We start from the raw sequence: 14,938 nt of genomic DNA, 5'->3' as shown, positions 1-14,938 counted from the left end.
ATCCCGAATCATTGATTGGTATCGTTGGATGACTTCAAACGACACATCCGTTTCGCGGCGGAGCTTGCTCAAGGCGGCCGGTGGGGCGGCGGCGTCGGCCTCGGTGGCGGGCTACGTCGATACCGGGAGCGCGGAGGACGTACAGCAAGGGGACGGACAACAGGGCGGCGGGACGCTCACGTACGCGCGCGGGAACGACTCCGGGACGCTCGACCCGCAGAACACGACCAGCGGCGAGGACGTGAAGGTCACCAACCAGATATACGACCGACTCATCGAGTTCGAGCCGGGACAGTCCTCGCTCATCGAAGGATTGGCGACCGAGTGGTCGCTCGACGGCCAGCAGGCCACGGTCACGATGCGGGAGGGCGCGACCTTCCACAACGGCGACGAGTGTACCGTAGACGACTTCATCGCGACGTATCGCCGGTTCACCGACTCGAACTACGAGTACTATCCGGGCGACGAGTACGTCTCGTCGTACGGCCCGTTCACGCTGGGCAACTGGGTCAGCGGCGTCGAGAAGAACGGCGACTACGAGATGACCATCCAGTTGGAACAGCGGTACGCGCCGTTCCTCCGGAACCTCGCGATGTTCGCGTCCAGCGTCCTGTCCGAGCGGGCGATTCAGGAGCGGGGCACGGACCTCAGCACGAATCCGATGGGAACCGGCCCGTTCGTCTTCGAGAACTGGGACACCGGCAACCAGCGCATCCGCCTCTCGGCGAATCAGAACTACTGGGGGCAGGTGCCGAGCGTGAACGAGGTCGTGTTCACGGCCATCGGGTCGAACACGACCCGCGCCCAGACGCTCGTCTCTGGCGGCGCGAACATCATCGACGGGTTGGGCGCGCAGGCCGCCCAAATCGTGGACCAGTCTCAGAACGCCGAGTTGCTGGAGAAGCAGGGCATCAACATCGGCTATCTGGCGTTCAACATGGCGCGCGTCGAAGCGTTCCGCGACAAGCGCGTCCGGAAGGCCATCAGCTACGCCATCAACACCGAAGCCATCGTCAACACCATCTTCCGCGGCATCGCGGTGCAGGCGAGCCAACCGATTCCGTCGAATGTCTTCGGCTACAACGAGGAGCTAGACCCGTACCCACACGACCCCCAGCAGGCCCAACAACTGCTGAACGACGCGGGGTACGGTGACGGGTTCACCTTCGAGTTGGCGACGTTCCAGAACCCGCGGGCGTACAACCCGTCGCCGATTCAGGCGGCCCAGACGGTCAAGTCGAATCTGGAGCAGGTCGGCGTCACGGTCAACATCAACCAACAGCCGTTCAACCCCTTCCTGAACTACACCAGTTCCGGGAAGCACGACGCGTGTTTCCTCGGGTGGATGACCGACAACGCCGACCCCGACAACTTCTACTACGCGTTGCTCCATCCCGGCATCTCGCAGGACCAAGTGCCACAGGGCCAAGACTGGGTGAGTTGGGATACGGAAGGCCTCAACACGCTTGACGTGGCGGCGTGGGCCAACACCGATTTCATGGACGTGACCGAGCAGGCCCAGCGGACGTACAACCGACAGGAGCGCGCGGACCTGTACAGACAGGCCGCCGAAATCGCCCACGAGGAGGTCCCGTGGGTGTTCATGGACCACGCCAAGGAGCTTCGGGGAATCGGGCCGAACGTCGAGAACTTCGTCGTCGCGCCCATCGGCGGGCCGTTCCTCAAGCAGGTCAGCCTCTCGAACTGACATCGACATTCTTCCATCTTTCGACGTTTCGCAAAAATACAACTCAATAGCGAGTAATTGTCCTATTTTTCTCATCCCTCTGGTTCGGCATACTTATGTGGACGGTGTGAGCATGGTGCCCTATGGCGACAGATGATAGTTTGAAGCGGCGTAGTTTCTTGAAGGCGGCAGGCGGTGCGACGGCGGCGGCGACGCTCGCCGGGTGTACCGGTGGCGGCGGCGACGGCGAGGCCACGACCACCGACGAGACCGACGAGACCGACACCACGTCCGGCGGCGAGGAGACCGACGAGACGACCACCGAGGAGGACGCGGGGAGTTCCGGCGGGACGCTGACCTACGCCCGCGGGTCCGACTCGGCGACCCTCGACTTCCAGAACACGACCAGCGGCGAGGTCGCGAAGGTCACCAACCAGATTTACGACAGCCTCATCGAGTTCGAACCCGGCGAGACTTCGCTGAAGGCCGGACTCGCGACCGAGTGGAACGTCGACGGCAAGACCATCAGCATGACCCTCCGGGAGGGCGTGATGTTCCACAACGGCGAGGAGTTCACCGCCGAGGACTTCGTGGCGACGTATCGCCGGTTCGTGGACGAGGACTACGAGTACTACCCCGGCGGTTCCTACGCGTCGTCCTACGGCCCGTACTCGCTCGGTAGCTGGATCGACTCCGTCGAGAGCGACGGGGAGTACTCGGTTACGATCACCCTCAACCAGCAGTACGCGCCCATCCTGCCGAACCTCGCGATGTTCTGCTCGAAGGTCCACTCCCTAGAGGCCATCAAGGAGTACGGCAAGGAACTCAAGAGCAATCCGGTCGGGACCGGACCGTTCCAGTTCGACAACTGGGACAAGGGCAACGAGCGCATCCGCCTGACGAAAAACGACGATTACTGGGGCGAACAGAAGGCGCAGGTCGGCGAACTCGTGTTCACTACGGTCGGCAAGAACTCGACGCGCGCCCAGACGCTCGTCTCGGGCGGCGCGGACATCGTGGACGGACTGGGTGCCCAGTCCTCGAAGATTATCGAGGGGTCGAACAAGGCCGAACTCGTCTCGATACCCGGCATCAACGTCGGCTACATGGCGTTCAACATGGCGCGCGTCGAAGCCTTCCGGAACAAGAAGGTTCGGCAGGCCGTCAGCTACGCCATCGACACGGAGTCGATGGTCAACACCATCTTCAAAGGTATCGCCTCGCAAGCCAGCCAGCCCATCCCCGAGAGCGTGATGGGGTACAACCCGGACCTCGACCCGTACCCCTACGACCCCGACAAGGCCCAGAAGATGCTGAAAGAGGCCGGATACGACGGGATGAGCTTCGAGCTATCCATCATGAAGAACCCGCGGCCCTACCTCCCCTCGCCGCGGCAGGCCGCCCAACTCATCAAGTCGAACCTCGGTGAAGTCGGCGTCTCGGTCGAACTCAACACGATGCCGTGGAAGTCCTACCTCACCTACACCGAGAACTACAAGCACGACGCGTGTTTCCTCGGGTGGATGACCGACAACGGCGACCCGGACAACTTCTACTACGCGCTGCTGCACCCCGGCATCTCGACCGACGCCGTGCCCGAGGGACAGGACTGGGCGGACCCGAGCAAGCACGACGACTTCAGCACGCTCAACGCCGCGGCGTGGGCCAACACCGAGTTCATGAAGCTCACCGAGGAGGCCCAGACCTCCTACGAGACGGGCAAGCGCAAGCCCAAGTACCAGAAAGCGGGCGAGATATTCCACGAAGAGCAGCCGTGGGTGGCGCTGGACCACACCAAGACGATGCGCGGGGTCTCCTCGCGCGTCAGCGGCTTCGAAATCGCGCCCATCGGCGGCCCGTTCCTCAATCAGGTCTCGCTAAGCGAGTAGGCCGCGCGTAACGCCATCGACAGCAGTCGGGCGGGCCGTCGTCCTCGGCGACTTTCCGACGCCGGGTGAGGGCACCGCCGTAGCGAGTCTTTTTTGACCCTCGCGGTCAATCTTGCGAGTGAATGATTTCCAAGCGGTTCGTTGTCAAACGCCTCCTGCTGTTGGTCCCGGTGCTGTTCGGGGTGGCGACGTTCGTGTTCGCCATCCTGCATCTGGCACCGGGCGACCCCGCCCGCGTCATCGCGGGCCAGCGGGCGTCCGAGCAGTTCGTCCAGCAGGTCCGGACGGAACTCGGGCTGAACGACCCCATCTGGGTACAGTACGGCAGGTTCCTGCTCGAAGCGGCACAGTTCGACTTCGGTAACTCCTACCAGATTCAGAAGGGGACGCCGGTCAAGCAGGTGCTTCGATTCAAACTGCCGGTCACGCTTGAGATGGCGCTGTTCGGACAGTTCCTCGGCATCCTCTTCGGCATCCCCATCGGTCTCCTCGGGGCGGTCAAGCAGGACGCGCTGAGCGACCACGTGACCCGCATCGGCGCGCTGACCGGCATCAGCGTCCCGATTTACTGGAGCGGTCCGCTCCTCATCCTGCTGTTCGCCCAGATTCTCGGCTGGTTCCCCGCGAGCGGCCGCATCGCCTCGGAGTTCAGCATCACGCCCATCACGGGCATCATCACCTTCGACACGCTCGTACAGGGGAACTTCGCGGCGTTCCAGTCTGCGGCGATGCACCTGTTCCTGCCGTCGGTCGTCATCGGCATCTACTCGATGGCGCTGGTCTCCCGGATGATGCGGTCGTCGATGCTGGAGGTCATCCGGCAGGACTACATGCGGACCGCCCGCGCGAAGGGCCAAGGCTCGAGGATTACGGTCATGAAACACGGATTCCAGAACGCGCTCATCCCGGTCGTGACGGTCATCGGCATCCAGTTCGGCACGCTACTGGGCGGCGCGGTCCTGACCGAGACCGTCTTCGGCATTCCCGGCATCGGCACCCTGCTGGTGAGCGCGATTCAGGTCGGTGACTACCCGGTCGTGCAGGGCACCGTCCTCACCTTCGCGTTCCTGTTCACGCTGGTCAATCTCCTCGTGGACGTGACCTACTCGTATCTCGACCCGCGAATCGACCAATAACGATGAGTACAGAAACACAACGCGAGGACGTGGGCCAACGCGGCGTCGTGGAGCGACTCCGCGCGTCCCCGTTCCTCTCCGAACTGCTGTCGAACCGCCTCGCCGTCGCGGGTCTGACCATCATCTTCGCGATGGTGGCCATCGCGCTGTACGCGCGCCTGTTCATCGACCTCACGTCGGTCACCCAGAGCCAAATCGGGACCAACCCCAACCTCGCGCCGCCGAGTTGGCTCTCGAAGAAGACCGCCATCGTCGGCGAGTACGGCGCGTTCGCGTACCCCTTCGGCACGGACATCCAGTCGCGGGACATCTTCGAGCGCGTGCTGTACGGCGCGTGGCTCGCGATGAAGTACGGCACCATCACGGTCGGTGCCTCGACGGTGCTGGGCGTCGGACTCGGCATCATGGCGGCCTACTACGACGACGTGACCGACAACGTCATCATGCGGACCATGGACGTGCTGTTGGCGTTCCCGAGCCTCCTGCTCGCGCTCGCGCTGGTCGCCATCTTCGGCACGGGCCTCTGGAAGGTCGTCATCGCGCTGACGCTCGTCTACACGCCGCGGTTCGCTCGCGTCGTCCGCGGGGCCGCGCTGAAGGTGCTGGAAGACGAGTACATCGAGGCGACGGAGGCGCTGGGGGCGAAAGACCCCCGCGTCATCGTCCGCCACATCCTGCCCAACTGCCTCGCGCCCATCACGGTCCAGTCCACGCTCAACTTCGGACTGGCCATCATCGACATCGCCGCGCTATCCTTCCTCGGGTTCGGTGCCGAGGCGGGGACGCCATCGTGGGGACTGATGCTGTCGAACGGCGTGAATCAGGGCCTGCTGACCGGCGACTGGTGGTGGTCCTTCTTCCCCGGTCTGTTCCTCGCCATCACCGTCCTCGGGTTCAATCTGCTGGGTGACGGGATGCGCGACGCGCTCGACCCGCGGATGCGCGAGACCGTCGATTAGCGATGGTCTCGGGCGATTCGACCGACCCCACCGTCCGGGAACGCGCGGCGCGACTCGGGCGCGCGCTCTTGCTCGGCGGGGTTCTGGCGGCTCTCGCCGTGCCGCTGCTCGTCCTCTCGGGCGAGACGCTGGTGTTCGCCAGCGAGAAGGTGTTCGCGGTCGGCGCGCTCGTCTTCGGCTTCTCGATTCTGGGCTGGTCGGGGTCGGTGTTCGCGGGCAAGGGCATCGAGAACTTCCAGCGACACATCGGCGGCCGCTCCGACTGGTCGGAAGCGGACTCCCGGCAGGCGATGGCGCTCCTCGGCAGCGTCGGTCTCGGCGGGATGGTCGGCGCGATGGCGGCGACGCTGGTCGTCGGGGGCCTCGCGTAGCACCGCCGAAGTAAGCCGGTTTTAAGTCGTGGACTTCGTACGTCCGGGCATGAATCGGACTACGCGCCTCGCTCTCGCCGTCGGTCTCGGACTCGCGTTCGTCGTCTGGCAGGCCAACCAAGACCCCGGTCGGCTGTTCGCGGTCGTGCTGGCACTCGTCGCGGTCGGCTACGCCTTCGCCCCGGTCCTCCGCGACGGTATCGCCGACTGAACCGCGCGAGGAGTCCGGGGACGCTCGCGTCTCGAACGGTATTTTCCCGCCGAGGAGGCCCCGTCGGTCGAAACTCCGGTTCTCCTCGGGCGTGGCTACGGAAGTCGATAGGGCAGTCCGTACCCCGAGGAGTCCCGCTCGATTATCGACATCGCACGGCAAAAGTGGATGACGGAGGCGTCCGAGTAGGCGCCTGCGTCGAGTACGTCGGCGGACGAGTACCCTTCTAGTCGGTTGACAGTGCATCAGTCGGCGGGAGCGCGCCGACGATACATCCTATGCGATATATACACATAACTGCGCTCTTTTGGGCAACTCTTTCATCTCTTTCCGGAAAAAGCAGACGAACGTTCTCGGAATACGCGCTAAATTTCTAGAGTATCACTCATACGGTCTCCTCGCCAGCCGCCGACTTGCGGTTTGTCCGGTTCTCGTCCGGAGACCGTCTCGGTCCCTATCCGCGGACGTTCTCGCCGACCGGTTCGCCGAACTCGCCGTCGGCGTCCACGCCCTCGAACTCGGCGGATTCGCTTCGGTACACCACGTTTCCGCGGACCATCGTCAACTCGGGGAACACGCCCCGCATGCCCTCGAAGGGCGTCCAGTCGCACTTCGAGTGGAGGTCTTCGCCGCGAATCTCGCGGCTCGCGTCGGGGTCTACCAACACGAGGTCGGCCATCAAGCCCTGCTCGACCTTGCCCTTTCGCGTGAGACCGAACACGTCGGCGGGGTTCGCGGCGGTCAAGTCCCGAACGCGCTCGTAGCTCAGGTTCTCCTTCCGAGCTTCTTCGAGCAGAAGCGGGAGGGCGGTCTCGACGCCGGGCACGCCGCTGGGGGCATCCCAGACGCTCGCGTCCTTCTCGTCGCGGGTGTGGGGCGCGTGGTCGGTCGCCACGATGTCTACGGTCCCGTCCGCGACGCGCTCGAAGACGGCCTCGCGGCGCTGTTCGCTCCGGAGCGGCGGGTTCATCCGCCCGAAGGTGCCCAACTCGTCGTAGTCCTCGCGCGAGAGGAGCAAGTGGTGGGGCGTCACCTCGCAGGTCGCGCCCCACTCGCTCGCCGTGTCCACACCTTCCGGCGTACTGGTGTGCGCGATGTGGACCAGCGCATCCAGTTCATCCCCGATTTCGCAAGCGCGCTCGACCGCGGCGGCCTCCGCTTCGGCGGTCCGGTAGGCGCTCCACGCATCGTAGTCGTCGTCCGGTCGGTCTTTCGCGTCGTCGTCGAACAGGTCGGCGTCCTCGGCGTGGACGGTGACGACGCGGTACTCGTCGGTCGCCGCCGCGACCGCCTCGCGGAACAACTCCTCGTCGATGCCCATGTCGCCGGTCGAGTCCGCGAGGAACACCTCGCCGAGCGCCAGCGTCGGCCGGTCGAACAGCTCCTCGGGGTTCCACTCGCCGGTGACGCCGCCGTTGATGCCGTAATCGACGTACGAGGAGTCCGCGAGGGCGGCCTTCCGGTCGAACGACTCGCCGTCCACGGTCGGCGGGTCGGTGTTTGGCTGGTCCACGACGGTCGTCACGCCGCCCGCCGCGGCCGAGCGACTGCCGGTCTCCCACGTCTCCTTGTGGGAGAAGCCGGGTTCGCGGAAGTGAACGTGAGCGTCTATCATCCCCGGCAAGAGGAGCTTCCCGCTGGCGTCGATGGAGTCGCCCGAGTGAGTCAGCGTCGAGCCGACGCCCGCGATGCGGCCCGCGTCGGGGTCGATGCGCACGTCTACCTCGCGGCCGTCGGCGAGCGTGGCGTTCCGGATGGTGAGCATGCTGGTCGGTGGATTGGGGGGTCCCCGTCCTAAGCGTCCCGATTCGCGATTCGGACTCGTGGCGTCGCAGAGATCAGCGACCGGTATCGGCTCGGTCCGTCACGCGACCGGACGAGAGTTCGCCCGAACTCGCGGTTACGACGGAGACGGGGACCACCGAGTCGTGACGGTAGTCGCCACCCAGCCGCCGATTCGACCGAACGCCAAGCCGAACATCGAGGCGAGAGCGAGTGCGACCACGACGAACCCGACCAGTCTGAGCGGCGAGGGCCACGCTACCAGCGCCTCGATGGACGGACCGTCCGCCGTCAGCGTGGGCGCGAGTATTCCGGCGACGCCACCGAGGAGACCGGCACGGAGTCCGGCGTCGCCCGAGTCTATCGCAACGTCGGAGTCCGCCGAGCGTATCGCGGCCGCGACGCCCGCGACGAACGCGCCGACGACCATGATGCCACCGCCGAGGGTCGCGCCGGAATCCGGGAGTCGGTTCAGAAGTGCCGTGACGGGGAGAGAAGCGACTGCGCCGACGAGCGCGAGTCGCCACGCCGACGAGGAGGTCGGGACGAGCGACGGGGACATTCGTGTTCGAAACTAACCAAGAACCCCCATATACTCTTCGCACGACCGAGCGGAACCGGCTCAGTCGGCCGCGGCGTCCGAGGAGTCACCGACCTGTTCGACTTGCGTCGTCGCGCCGCCCACGAGCAGATTCTCGACGGTCCGAGCGACGCGCTCGGGGTCGTCGGTCCCGCCCGCCTTGGCGACGCTTCCGACCGATTCCGGGTCGAAGGGCACGTCGAGGGCGGCGTACACGGGGTCGAGGACTTCGGCTATCTCGTCGTGGTCGCAGACGACGACGACCCCCGAGACGAGCGCGGCGTTCTTCCGGACGCGCTGGGCGACTCCGACCAATTTGCCGTCCTGCTGGAGCGAGTAGTCGCCCGGACAGAAACTCCCCTCGGGTTCGCCCCGCGAGGCCGGAGCGCCGAGTCGCCAGAGGGCGCGCTGGACCGCGCGGGTGGTCTCGTCGTAGCGGTCGTCCATCCCGATTCGCATGTCGGCCAAGGGGACGACCTTGGCGAACGCGACGGTGTTGCCCGTGTAGGCGACCGCTCGCCCGCCGACCGACCGCTCGACCGGCGGGAACTCGCAGGCGTCGGCCACCTTCGTCGCCACCTCGTAGTCGTCGGCCCGCGAGTCGCGCCGCCCGAACGCGAGTTGGCGGTGGGGCCGCCACACCCGGACGGACTCCTCGGCGGTCTCGGCCGCCCGTTCGAGCATCGCCGCGACGACTTCGCGGTCGGCGTCCCGACTCGCCGCCCGGCCGCGGAGTACGCGCATGTCCGCACTTTCACATCCGGAGTACCTAAACCCTCGCGTCTCCGAGAGGCGACCGATGGTCACGGTCGGCCCGGAACTACTGGACGATTTCCCGCGATTCTCGCTGTACAACTCGCCGTACGCCGCCCACGACGAGGGGTGTGCCATCGACCTCTACCCCCACGAGGGCGACTGGCGCGAGGGGAGCGAGCGCAGGGAAGCCAACGACGAACGCGAGACCGCCGCGCCGAGTCCCGTCTCGGGCGAAGTCGTCGCCACCCGAACGGTCTCGGCCCCGCCCAAGGAGTACGCGGGACCGGACGACCACCTCGTCGTCGTGGACACGGGCGAGTACCTCGCGCGGATGCTCCACGTCGAACCGGCGGTCGAACCCGGCGACGAGATAGCCCGAGGAGAGTCGCTGGGCGAGATGATTCGCTCGGGCTTTTTCGCACCGTGGGTGGACAACCACGTCCATCTCGGATTCCGAGACCACGACGCCGACCCCTTCCGGGCCTCGGGGTCGCTCCCCGTCGAACTGGCCCCCGAGGTCGAACTCGCGGCAGTCCCGTGGGACGGCCGCGGGACGGTCGTGGCGGCGGGCGACACCTACGCGATTCTCGACGCACCCGACCACCCCGCGCCGGGCGAACTGTTCGCCGGTATCGCGCCGGACGGCGAGAACGGCGACGGTGGTGGAATTTTAGACGGCGGCCTCCCCCACTACGAGGGCGGCGGCGTCGTCGCCGCCGACTCCTCGGGGGACGGCGGCGTCTCCGAAATCGGAGGCGGGCGGGCCGAGAGCGGCGCGAACGAATCGGTCGCGTCGGTCTCGCTCGCCGGGCAACGAGTCGGAGCGACCGACTCGCGGACCGTCACGTGGGACGACGTGACCGTGGTGGCCAACGGGACGCCCGTCACGGGCCTCTCGTTTTGCTTCGCGCGCGAGGCGCTCGGCGCGAAACTCGTCTGCCCGGAGACCGACTTCGCGGTCGGCGAGGAGGTCGCGGTGCGCCTGACGCGCTGACCCCGACGCCCGCGGCGGGATTTCCGTCGAGGGAAACCGCGCGTTCGCTCGCGGTCGAGCGCAGAGCGGTGGAGCGTCGTCGGTGGGGCGAGGACGTGAGCGACGTGCGACGAATCAGTTTCCCTAGCCTTCGTTTCGAGGGCGAAAGTACAACCTCCGCGTTTTCGTCTATCCGAGTGTGAAAGGGGAAGGTTCCACCCATACAGTAAACGGCGAGACGAACGACGGGGAACGACGGGCGGAGACACCGGTCGGGGCGTCACGACTGGACGACCTCTTCGGTGCGCTGGCCGACCCGCGGCGACGCCTCGTCGTGCAGTACTTCCTGCGCTCGTCGGACGACGTGGCCACGGTCACGGACCTCGCTGGTTACGTTGCCGACAGGCGGGACGACGAGTTCGAGTCGGTCGCGGTCGCGCTCCACCACAAGGACGTGTCGAAACTGGACGAGGCCGACGTTATCGAGTACGACCCCCGAACCGAGACGGTCCGCTACGTCGGGTCGGAACTCGTCTCGGATTTGCTCGGTCGCGCCGACCCGGACGCCGACGCGAAGTCGGTGACCACGGCCGCTGGCCCCGGCGCTCTCGAACACCTCTCGGACGCGCTCGCGGCCGACGACCCCGTTGAGAAGGACTTCTGCATCCGGCAGGCGCTCCAGTACGTCCACTTCGAGCGCGAGGAGTAGCGCGCCGAGCGGCCGACCGGCCCGTTCAGTACGGGATGACGGTCAGCGCGATGGCGAGGAACGGGACGAGCAACAGGAGCATCGTCACCGCGTAGCCGAACATGTCCCGAGCGCGCATGCCGGTGATGCCGAGCAGGGGGAGCGCCCAGAACGGCTGGAGGAGGTTCGTGTGAGCGTCGCCCACCGCGTAGGCGACCGTGGTCTGGCCGAGCGGAACCCCGAGGTCCTGCGCCGCGTCGATGACGATGGGGCCGATGACCGTCCACTCGCCGCCGCCCGAGGGGACGAAGACGTTGACGATGCCAGCGGTCATCCACGCAACCGCCGGGAACGTCGCGGGCGTCGAGACGGAGACGAGCGTCTCGGCCAGCACCTCCGAGAGGCCAGACGAGTTCATCATGCCCATAATGCCCGCGTACAGCGGGAACTGGAGGATGATACCGCCGGTCGAGGAGACCGCTTCGTAGAACTGCTCTTGGTACTCCTTGGGCGCGGTGTACAGCAGGAGGCCGAGGAACAGGAACGCGAAGTTCATCGTGTCGAGACTGAGCGCGTCGAGTCCGTCCGTGACGAACACGCCCCCGACGTAGAGGACGCCGCCCAGCGCGATGAGACCGCCGAGGAGGTTACTGTGGTCGATTCGCTCGCCTATCGTCGGGTCGGCGGCCTCGTCGGCGGTCGTGTCGGCGGCGTCCGCCTCGGTCGCGGCGTCGAGTTCGCCGCCGTCGGTCGCCGCCTCGTCCTCGCGGCCGAACAGTTCGTTCTCGGGGACGTACTCGGTGATACCGTCGGTCTCGGACTTCGGCGGCGCGAGGAGGTAGAGTACCACCGCGGCGTAGGCGATTCCGAGGACAGTCAACGCGAGGGTGTAGGGGTGGAAGATGGTCTGAGACGGCGGGATGAGTCCGCTCACCACGCCCTCCTCGACGAAGACGTTGCCCTCGGTGTTCATCAGCAGGGGCGCGGACGCCGCCAGCCCCCAGTGCCACGTCAGCCCCATGCCCATGTAGCCCGCGACGCAGAGCAGGGGGTAGTGGACCGAGATGTCGCGTTCGTGGGCTTGGCGACCCATCTCGCGGGCGATTACCGCACCGGCGATGAGGCCCAGTCCCCAGTGAATCCACGCGACGACCATCGAGAGGACGCCGACGAGGACGACCGCCTGCTTGCCGTCGTTCGGGAGGCTCGTGAGCCAACCGATAGCGCGCTGGACCCACGGGTGGTACGCCAGCGCGTACCCCGTCACGAGGATGAGTACCATCTGCATGGCGAAGGTGAGTAGGCTCCAGAAGCCGTCGTACCAGAACCCGACCATCTCCGCCGGACCGTTTCCGAGCGAGAGTCCACCCCCGAACACCACGTACGAGAGGATGATGGCAAACAGGAACGGACTCGGCATCCACCGCTCCACGTGTTCGGAAATCCGTGCGCCCAGTCGTTGTATCGCCGTACCGCCGGAAGCCGATGACATACGTGTCCGATTCTCACACCTGCGCGATATAAAAATTAGGAGTCATAATCGCCAGAAGTTAAAATTTCGAACCACAGGTGCGAGGCGCTCGGCCGGTCGCCCTACGCGAACTCGACGGCGTCCTTCGTCGTCACTTCGCCGAACAGGAACTCCGAGTGTTCGACGGCGTACTCCTTGTGGTCCTCCTCGATGTACCCCAGCGCGTCCTCGACCAACACGGGTCGGTAGTCCCGAAGCCCGGCGCTCCCGGCGGTGTGGAGGACGCAGACGTTCGCCAGCGTTCCACAGAGGAGCAAGTCGTCTATCCCGTGGGTGTCGAGATACCCCTCCAAGTCGGTCCGGTAGAAGGCGTCGTAGGTGTGCTTCTCGACAACGTGGTCCTCCTCGCGCACGTCGAGGTCGTCGTGGAGTTCGGCCTCCCACGAGCCTTCGAGGACGTGTTCGCCCCACCGCTCGAACTCGTCGTAGTAGTGGCTGTCCTCGAACTGCTCGGGCGGATGCACGTCGCGGGTGTAGACGACCGACGCGCCCGCGTCACGCCCGGCGGCGACGACCGCCGACACGTCCGCGAGGGCCTCCTCGCTGGCGGGCGCGTAGAGGCTTCCCTCGGGGTGACAGAAGCCGTTCTGCATGTCCACGACGACGACTGCGGTCGAATCCGGGTCGAAGCTCATGGTCGAACCTACTCGCTCGCCGCCGAAAACGTTTTTCCGACGCTCGGCGCTGCACCGGTCTTTTCGCCCGTTCGGTTCCGTCCCGACTTTTTTCAGCAGTCATTCAAGAGGTTTTTGTCGGTGTAGTCCTACGTTGTGGTCACAGGAAATGCGCACGACAATCGCAATCGCGGTCGTGTTGATGCTCGTCGTCGCGGGCTGTTCGCAGGCCCCCGGCGCGGGCACGACGACCGACATGGACGGAACGACCGAGGCGACGACCCAGCCCGGTTCCGGGGCGGACACGACGACCGGCCAGCAGGACGCAGTCGTCAAACCCGACGACCCCGAGACCGACGTTCTCGGCTGGGAGTCCGGCCTCTGGTACAACGAGACCATCGACGTGAACCCCAACGACGGCCTGAACGAGACCGAACTCGACAAGACGGTCGCTCGCGCGATGGCTCGCGTCGAGCGAATCCGGAAGCTCGAATTCGAGGAGCAAGTGCCGGTCGAGATAAAGACCCGCGAACAGTTCCGCGCGAACCAGTCGAGCGACGGGACCCCCGAGGCTCGCCGGACGTTCGACAACGCGAAGTACGAGTCGCTGTTCATGATAAACGAGTCCACCGACTCGCTCGGAGTCCAGAACAGCAACTCCGGGTCGTCGGTCGGCGGCTACTACGACCCCACGAACCAACAGATCGTCGTCATCTCGGAGAACGAATCGACGCCGCAACTCGACGAGATTACCCTCTCTCAGGAGCTGTTCCACGCGTTGCAGGACCAGAAGTTCAACTTCTCGTCGTTCAACCAGACGACGCGTGAACTCCACAACGCCAAGGACGGCGTCATCGAGGGCGACGGCAACTACGTCGATTACCTCTACTCCCAGCGGTGTCAGGACGAGTGGAACGGCGACTGTCTGACCCCGCAGGCCTCCTCGGGGTCGAGCGCGAGCGGCGGCCTCGCCAACATCGGTCCGTACCTCCTGAAGTTCCAGCCTTACAGCGACGGCCCGGCGTTCGTCAAGCACGTCAAAGACGAGGGCGGCTGGGAAGCGGTCAACGACCTCTACGAGAACCCGCCGGAGAGTACCGAGCAGGTCATCCACCCCGACAAGTACGGCGAGGACTCGCCCGCCGAGTTCTCCGTCGAGAACAGCGCGAGCGACGGCTGGGAGCGCCTGACGTTCTCGAACCGGCCGAACTACGCGAGCGTCGGCGAAGCGGGCATGATGGCGATGTTCATGTACCCCTTCTACGATAGCAACCAGCAGACCCAGATCGTCCCCGCGCGGGACTTCTTCAACCGCCAGCAGGGTTCGAGCCAACTCGACCCCATCGACCCGCTGAACTACAACAGCACCTACTCGAACGGGTGGGATGGCGACAAACTCGCGGTCTACACCAACGGCGCGGCGAAGGACAACGAGACCGGCTACGTCTGGAAGTCCGTCTGGGACTCCCAGCAGGACGCCTCGGAGTTCGTCACGGGCTACCGGGAGGTCCTGAAGTACAACGGCGCACAGAAGGTCGATACGCGCAAGAACACGTGGCGAATCCCCAGCGGTAACGGGTTCGCCGACGCCTTCTACGTCAAGCGGACCGGCGACACCGTCGTCGTCGTGAACGCTCCGTCCGTCTCGGAACTCCCGAACGTCCGGTCCGGTGCGGCACCGGCGGCGTAGACGGGAGACGACGCGTCTCGTTTTTTCTCGCGAGCGACGACCGGCAAGCGGGAGCTTTTTCGCTCCGGCGG

Annotated in this window: 14 protein-coding genes; 9 read left to right on the top strand and 5 right to left on the bottom strand. The window is 65.7% G+C overall.

The features are described from left to right. Positions 1 to 28 precede the first annotated feature (28 nt). From EPL00_RS00495 to EPL00_RS00470, 6 genes are all read left to right on the top strand, one after another. Positions 29 to 1,708, top strand: coding sequence for an ABC transporter substrate-binding protein (locus EPL00_RS00495; protein ID WP_135852345.1), 1,680 nt, complete (start codon positions 29 to 31; stop codon positions 1,706 to 1,708). Positions 1,709 to 1,830: 122 nt separating this feature from the next. Beyond that, the gene (locus EPL00_RS00490; RefSeq protein ID WP_135852346.1) at positions 1,831 to 3,576 is read left to right on the top strand and encodes an ABC transporter substrate-binding protein; all 1,746 of its coding nucleotides are present in this window, start codon (positions 1,831 to 1,833) and stop codon (positions 3,574 to 3,576) included. 122 nt (positions 3,577 to 3,698) lie between these two features. Further along, a complete protein-coding gene (locus tag EPL00_RS00485) occupies positions 3,699 to 4,712 on the top strand; it encodes an ABC transporter permease (protein WP_135852347.1) in 1,014 nt (337 codons plus the stop codon). Positions 4,713 to 4,714: 2 nt separating this feature from the next. Further along, the gene (locus EPL00_RS00480) at positions 4,715 to 5,671 is read left to right on the top strand and encodes an ABC transporter permease (RefSeq protein WP_135852348.1); all 957 of its coding nucleotides are present in this window, start codon (positions 4,715 to 4,717) and stop codon (positions 5,669 to 5,671) included. Positions 5,672 to 5,673: 2 nt separating this feature from the next. Then, complete coding sequence (locus tag EPL00_RS00475) at positions 5,674 to 6,042, top strand: DUF7268 family protein (protein ID WP_135852349.1); 369 nt, start codon at positions 5,674 to 5,676, stop codon at positions 6,040 to 6,042. Positions 6,043 to 6,091: 49 nt separating this feature from the next. Further along, positions 6,092 to 6,253, top strand: coding sequence for a hypothetical protein (locus EPL00_RS00470; protein ID WP_162224118.1), 162 nt, complete (start codon positions 6,092 to 6,094; stop codon positions 6,251 to 6,253). Positions 6,254 to 6,707: 454 nt separating this feature from the next. Here EPL00_RS00470 and EPL00_RS00465 read toward each other — a convergent pair whose 3' ends face one another. The 3 genes from EPL00_RS00465 to EPL00_RS00455 form a co-directional block, all read right to left on the bottom strand. Then, positions 6,708 to 8,018 carry a dihydroorotase gene (locus tag EPL00_RS00465; protein ID WP_135852350.1) on the bottom strand — a complete coding sequence of 437 codons (1,311 nt, stop codon included), beginning with the start codon at positions 8,016 to 8,018 and terminating at the stop codon, positions 6,708 to 6,710. Positions 8,019 to 8,153: 135 nt separating this feature from the next. Next, the gene (locus tag EPL00_RS00460; RefSeq protein ID WP_135852351.1) at positions 8,154 to 8,597 is read right to left on the bottom strand and encodes a DUF5518 domain-containing protein; all 444 of its coding nucleotides are present in this window, start codon (positions 8,595 to 8,597) and stop codon (positions 8,154 to 8,156) included. A gap of 60 nt (positions 8,598 to 8,657) precedes the next feature. Next, positions 8,658 to 9,359, bottom strand: coding sequence for a lipoate--protein ligase family protein (locus EPL00_RS00455; protein WP_135852352.1), 702 nt, complete (start codon positions 9,357 to 9,359; stop codon positions 8,658 to 8,660). On the opposite strand from EPL00_RS00455, the gene EPL00_RS00450 reads away from it, so the two are divergent. Then, a complete protein-coding gene (locus EPL00_RS00450; RefSeq protein ID WP_238398095.1) occupies positions 9,358 to 10,365 on the top strand; it encodes a hypothetical protein in 1,008 nt (335 codons plus the stop codon). The genes EPL00_RS00455 and EPL00_RS00450 overlap by 2 nt on opposite strands. Before the next feature lie 178 nt (positions 10,366 to 10,543). Further along, positions 10,544 to 11,053, top strand: a complete 510-nt coding sequence (locus EPL00_RS00445) for a DUF7344 domain-containing protein (RefSeq protein ID WP_135852353.1) — start codon at positions 10,544 to 10,546, stop codon at positions 11,051 to 11,053. A 25-nt stretch (positions 11,054 to 11,078) separates the two neighbouring features. On the opposite strand, the gene EPL00_RS00440 is transcribed toward EPL00_RS00445, so the two are convergent. Together EPL00_RS00440 and EPL00_RS00435 are read right to left on the bottom strand one after the other, a co-directional pair. After that, complete coding sequence (locus tag EPL00_RS00440) at positions 11,079 to 12,524, bottom strand: short-chain fatty acid transporter (RefSeq protein WP_135852354.1); 1,446 nt, start codon at positions 12,522 to 12,524, stop codon at positions 11,079 to 11,081. Between the two features lie 101 nt (positions 12,525 to 12,625). Next, complete coding sequence (locus tag EPL00_RS00435; RefSeq protein ID WP_135852355.1) at positions 12,626 to 13,198, bottom strand: cysteine hydrolase family protein; 573 nt, start codon at positions 13,196 to 13,198, stop codon at positions 12,626 to 12,628. A gap of 148 nt (positions 13,199 to 13,346) precedes the next feature. On the opposite strand from EPL00_RS00435, the gene EPL00_RS00430 reads away from it, so the two are divergent. Continuing rightward, positions 13,347 to 14,867 (top strand): Hvo_1808 family surface protein, encoded by a 1,521-nt coding sequence (locus EPL00_RS00430; RefSeq protein WP_135852356.1) that lies wholly within the window; start codon positions 13,347 to 13,349, stop codon positions 14,865 to 14,867. Positions 14,868 to 14,938: the final 71 nt, after the last annotated feature.

The sequence above is a fragment of the Halorussus salinus genome, from assembly GCF_004765815.2.
In the GTDB taxonomy this organism is placed as follows: domain Archaea; phylum Halobacteriota; class Halobacteria; order Halobacteriales; family Haladaptataceae; genus Halorussus; species Halorussus salinus.
This window is presented reverse-complemented; position numbering and strand designations above follow the sequence as displayed.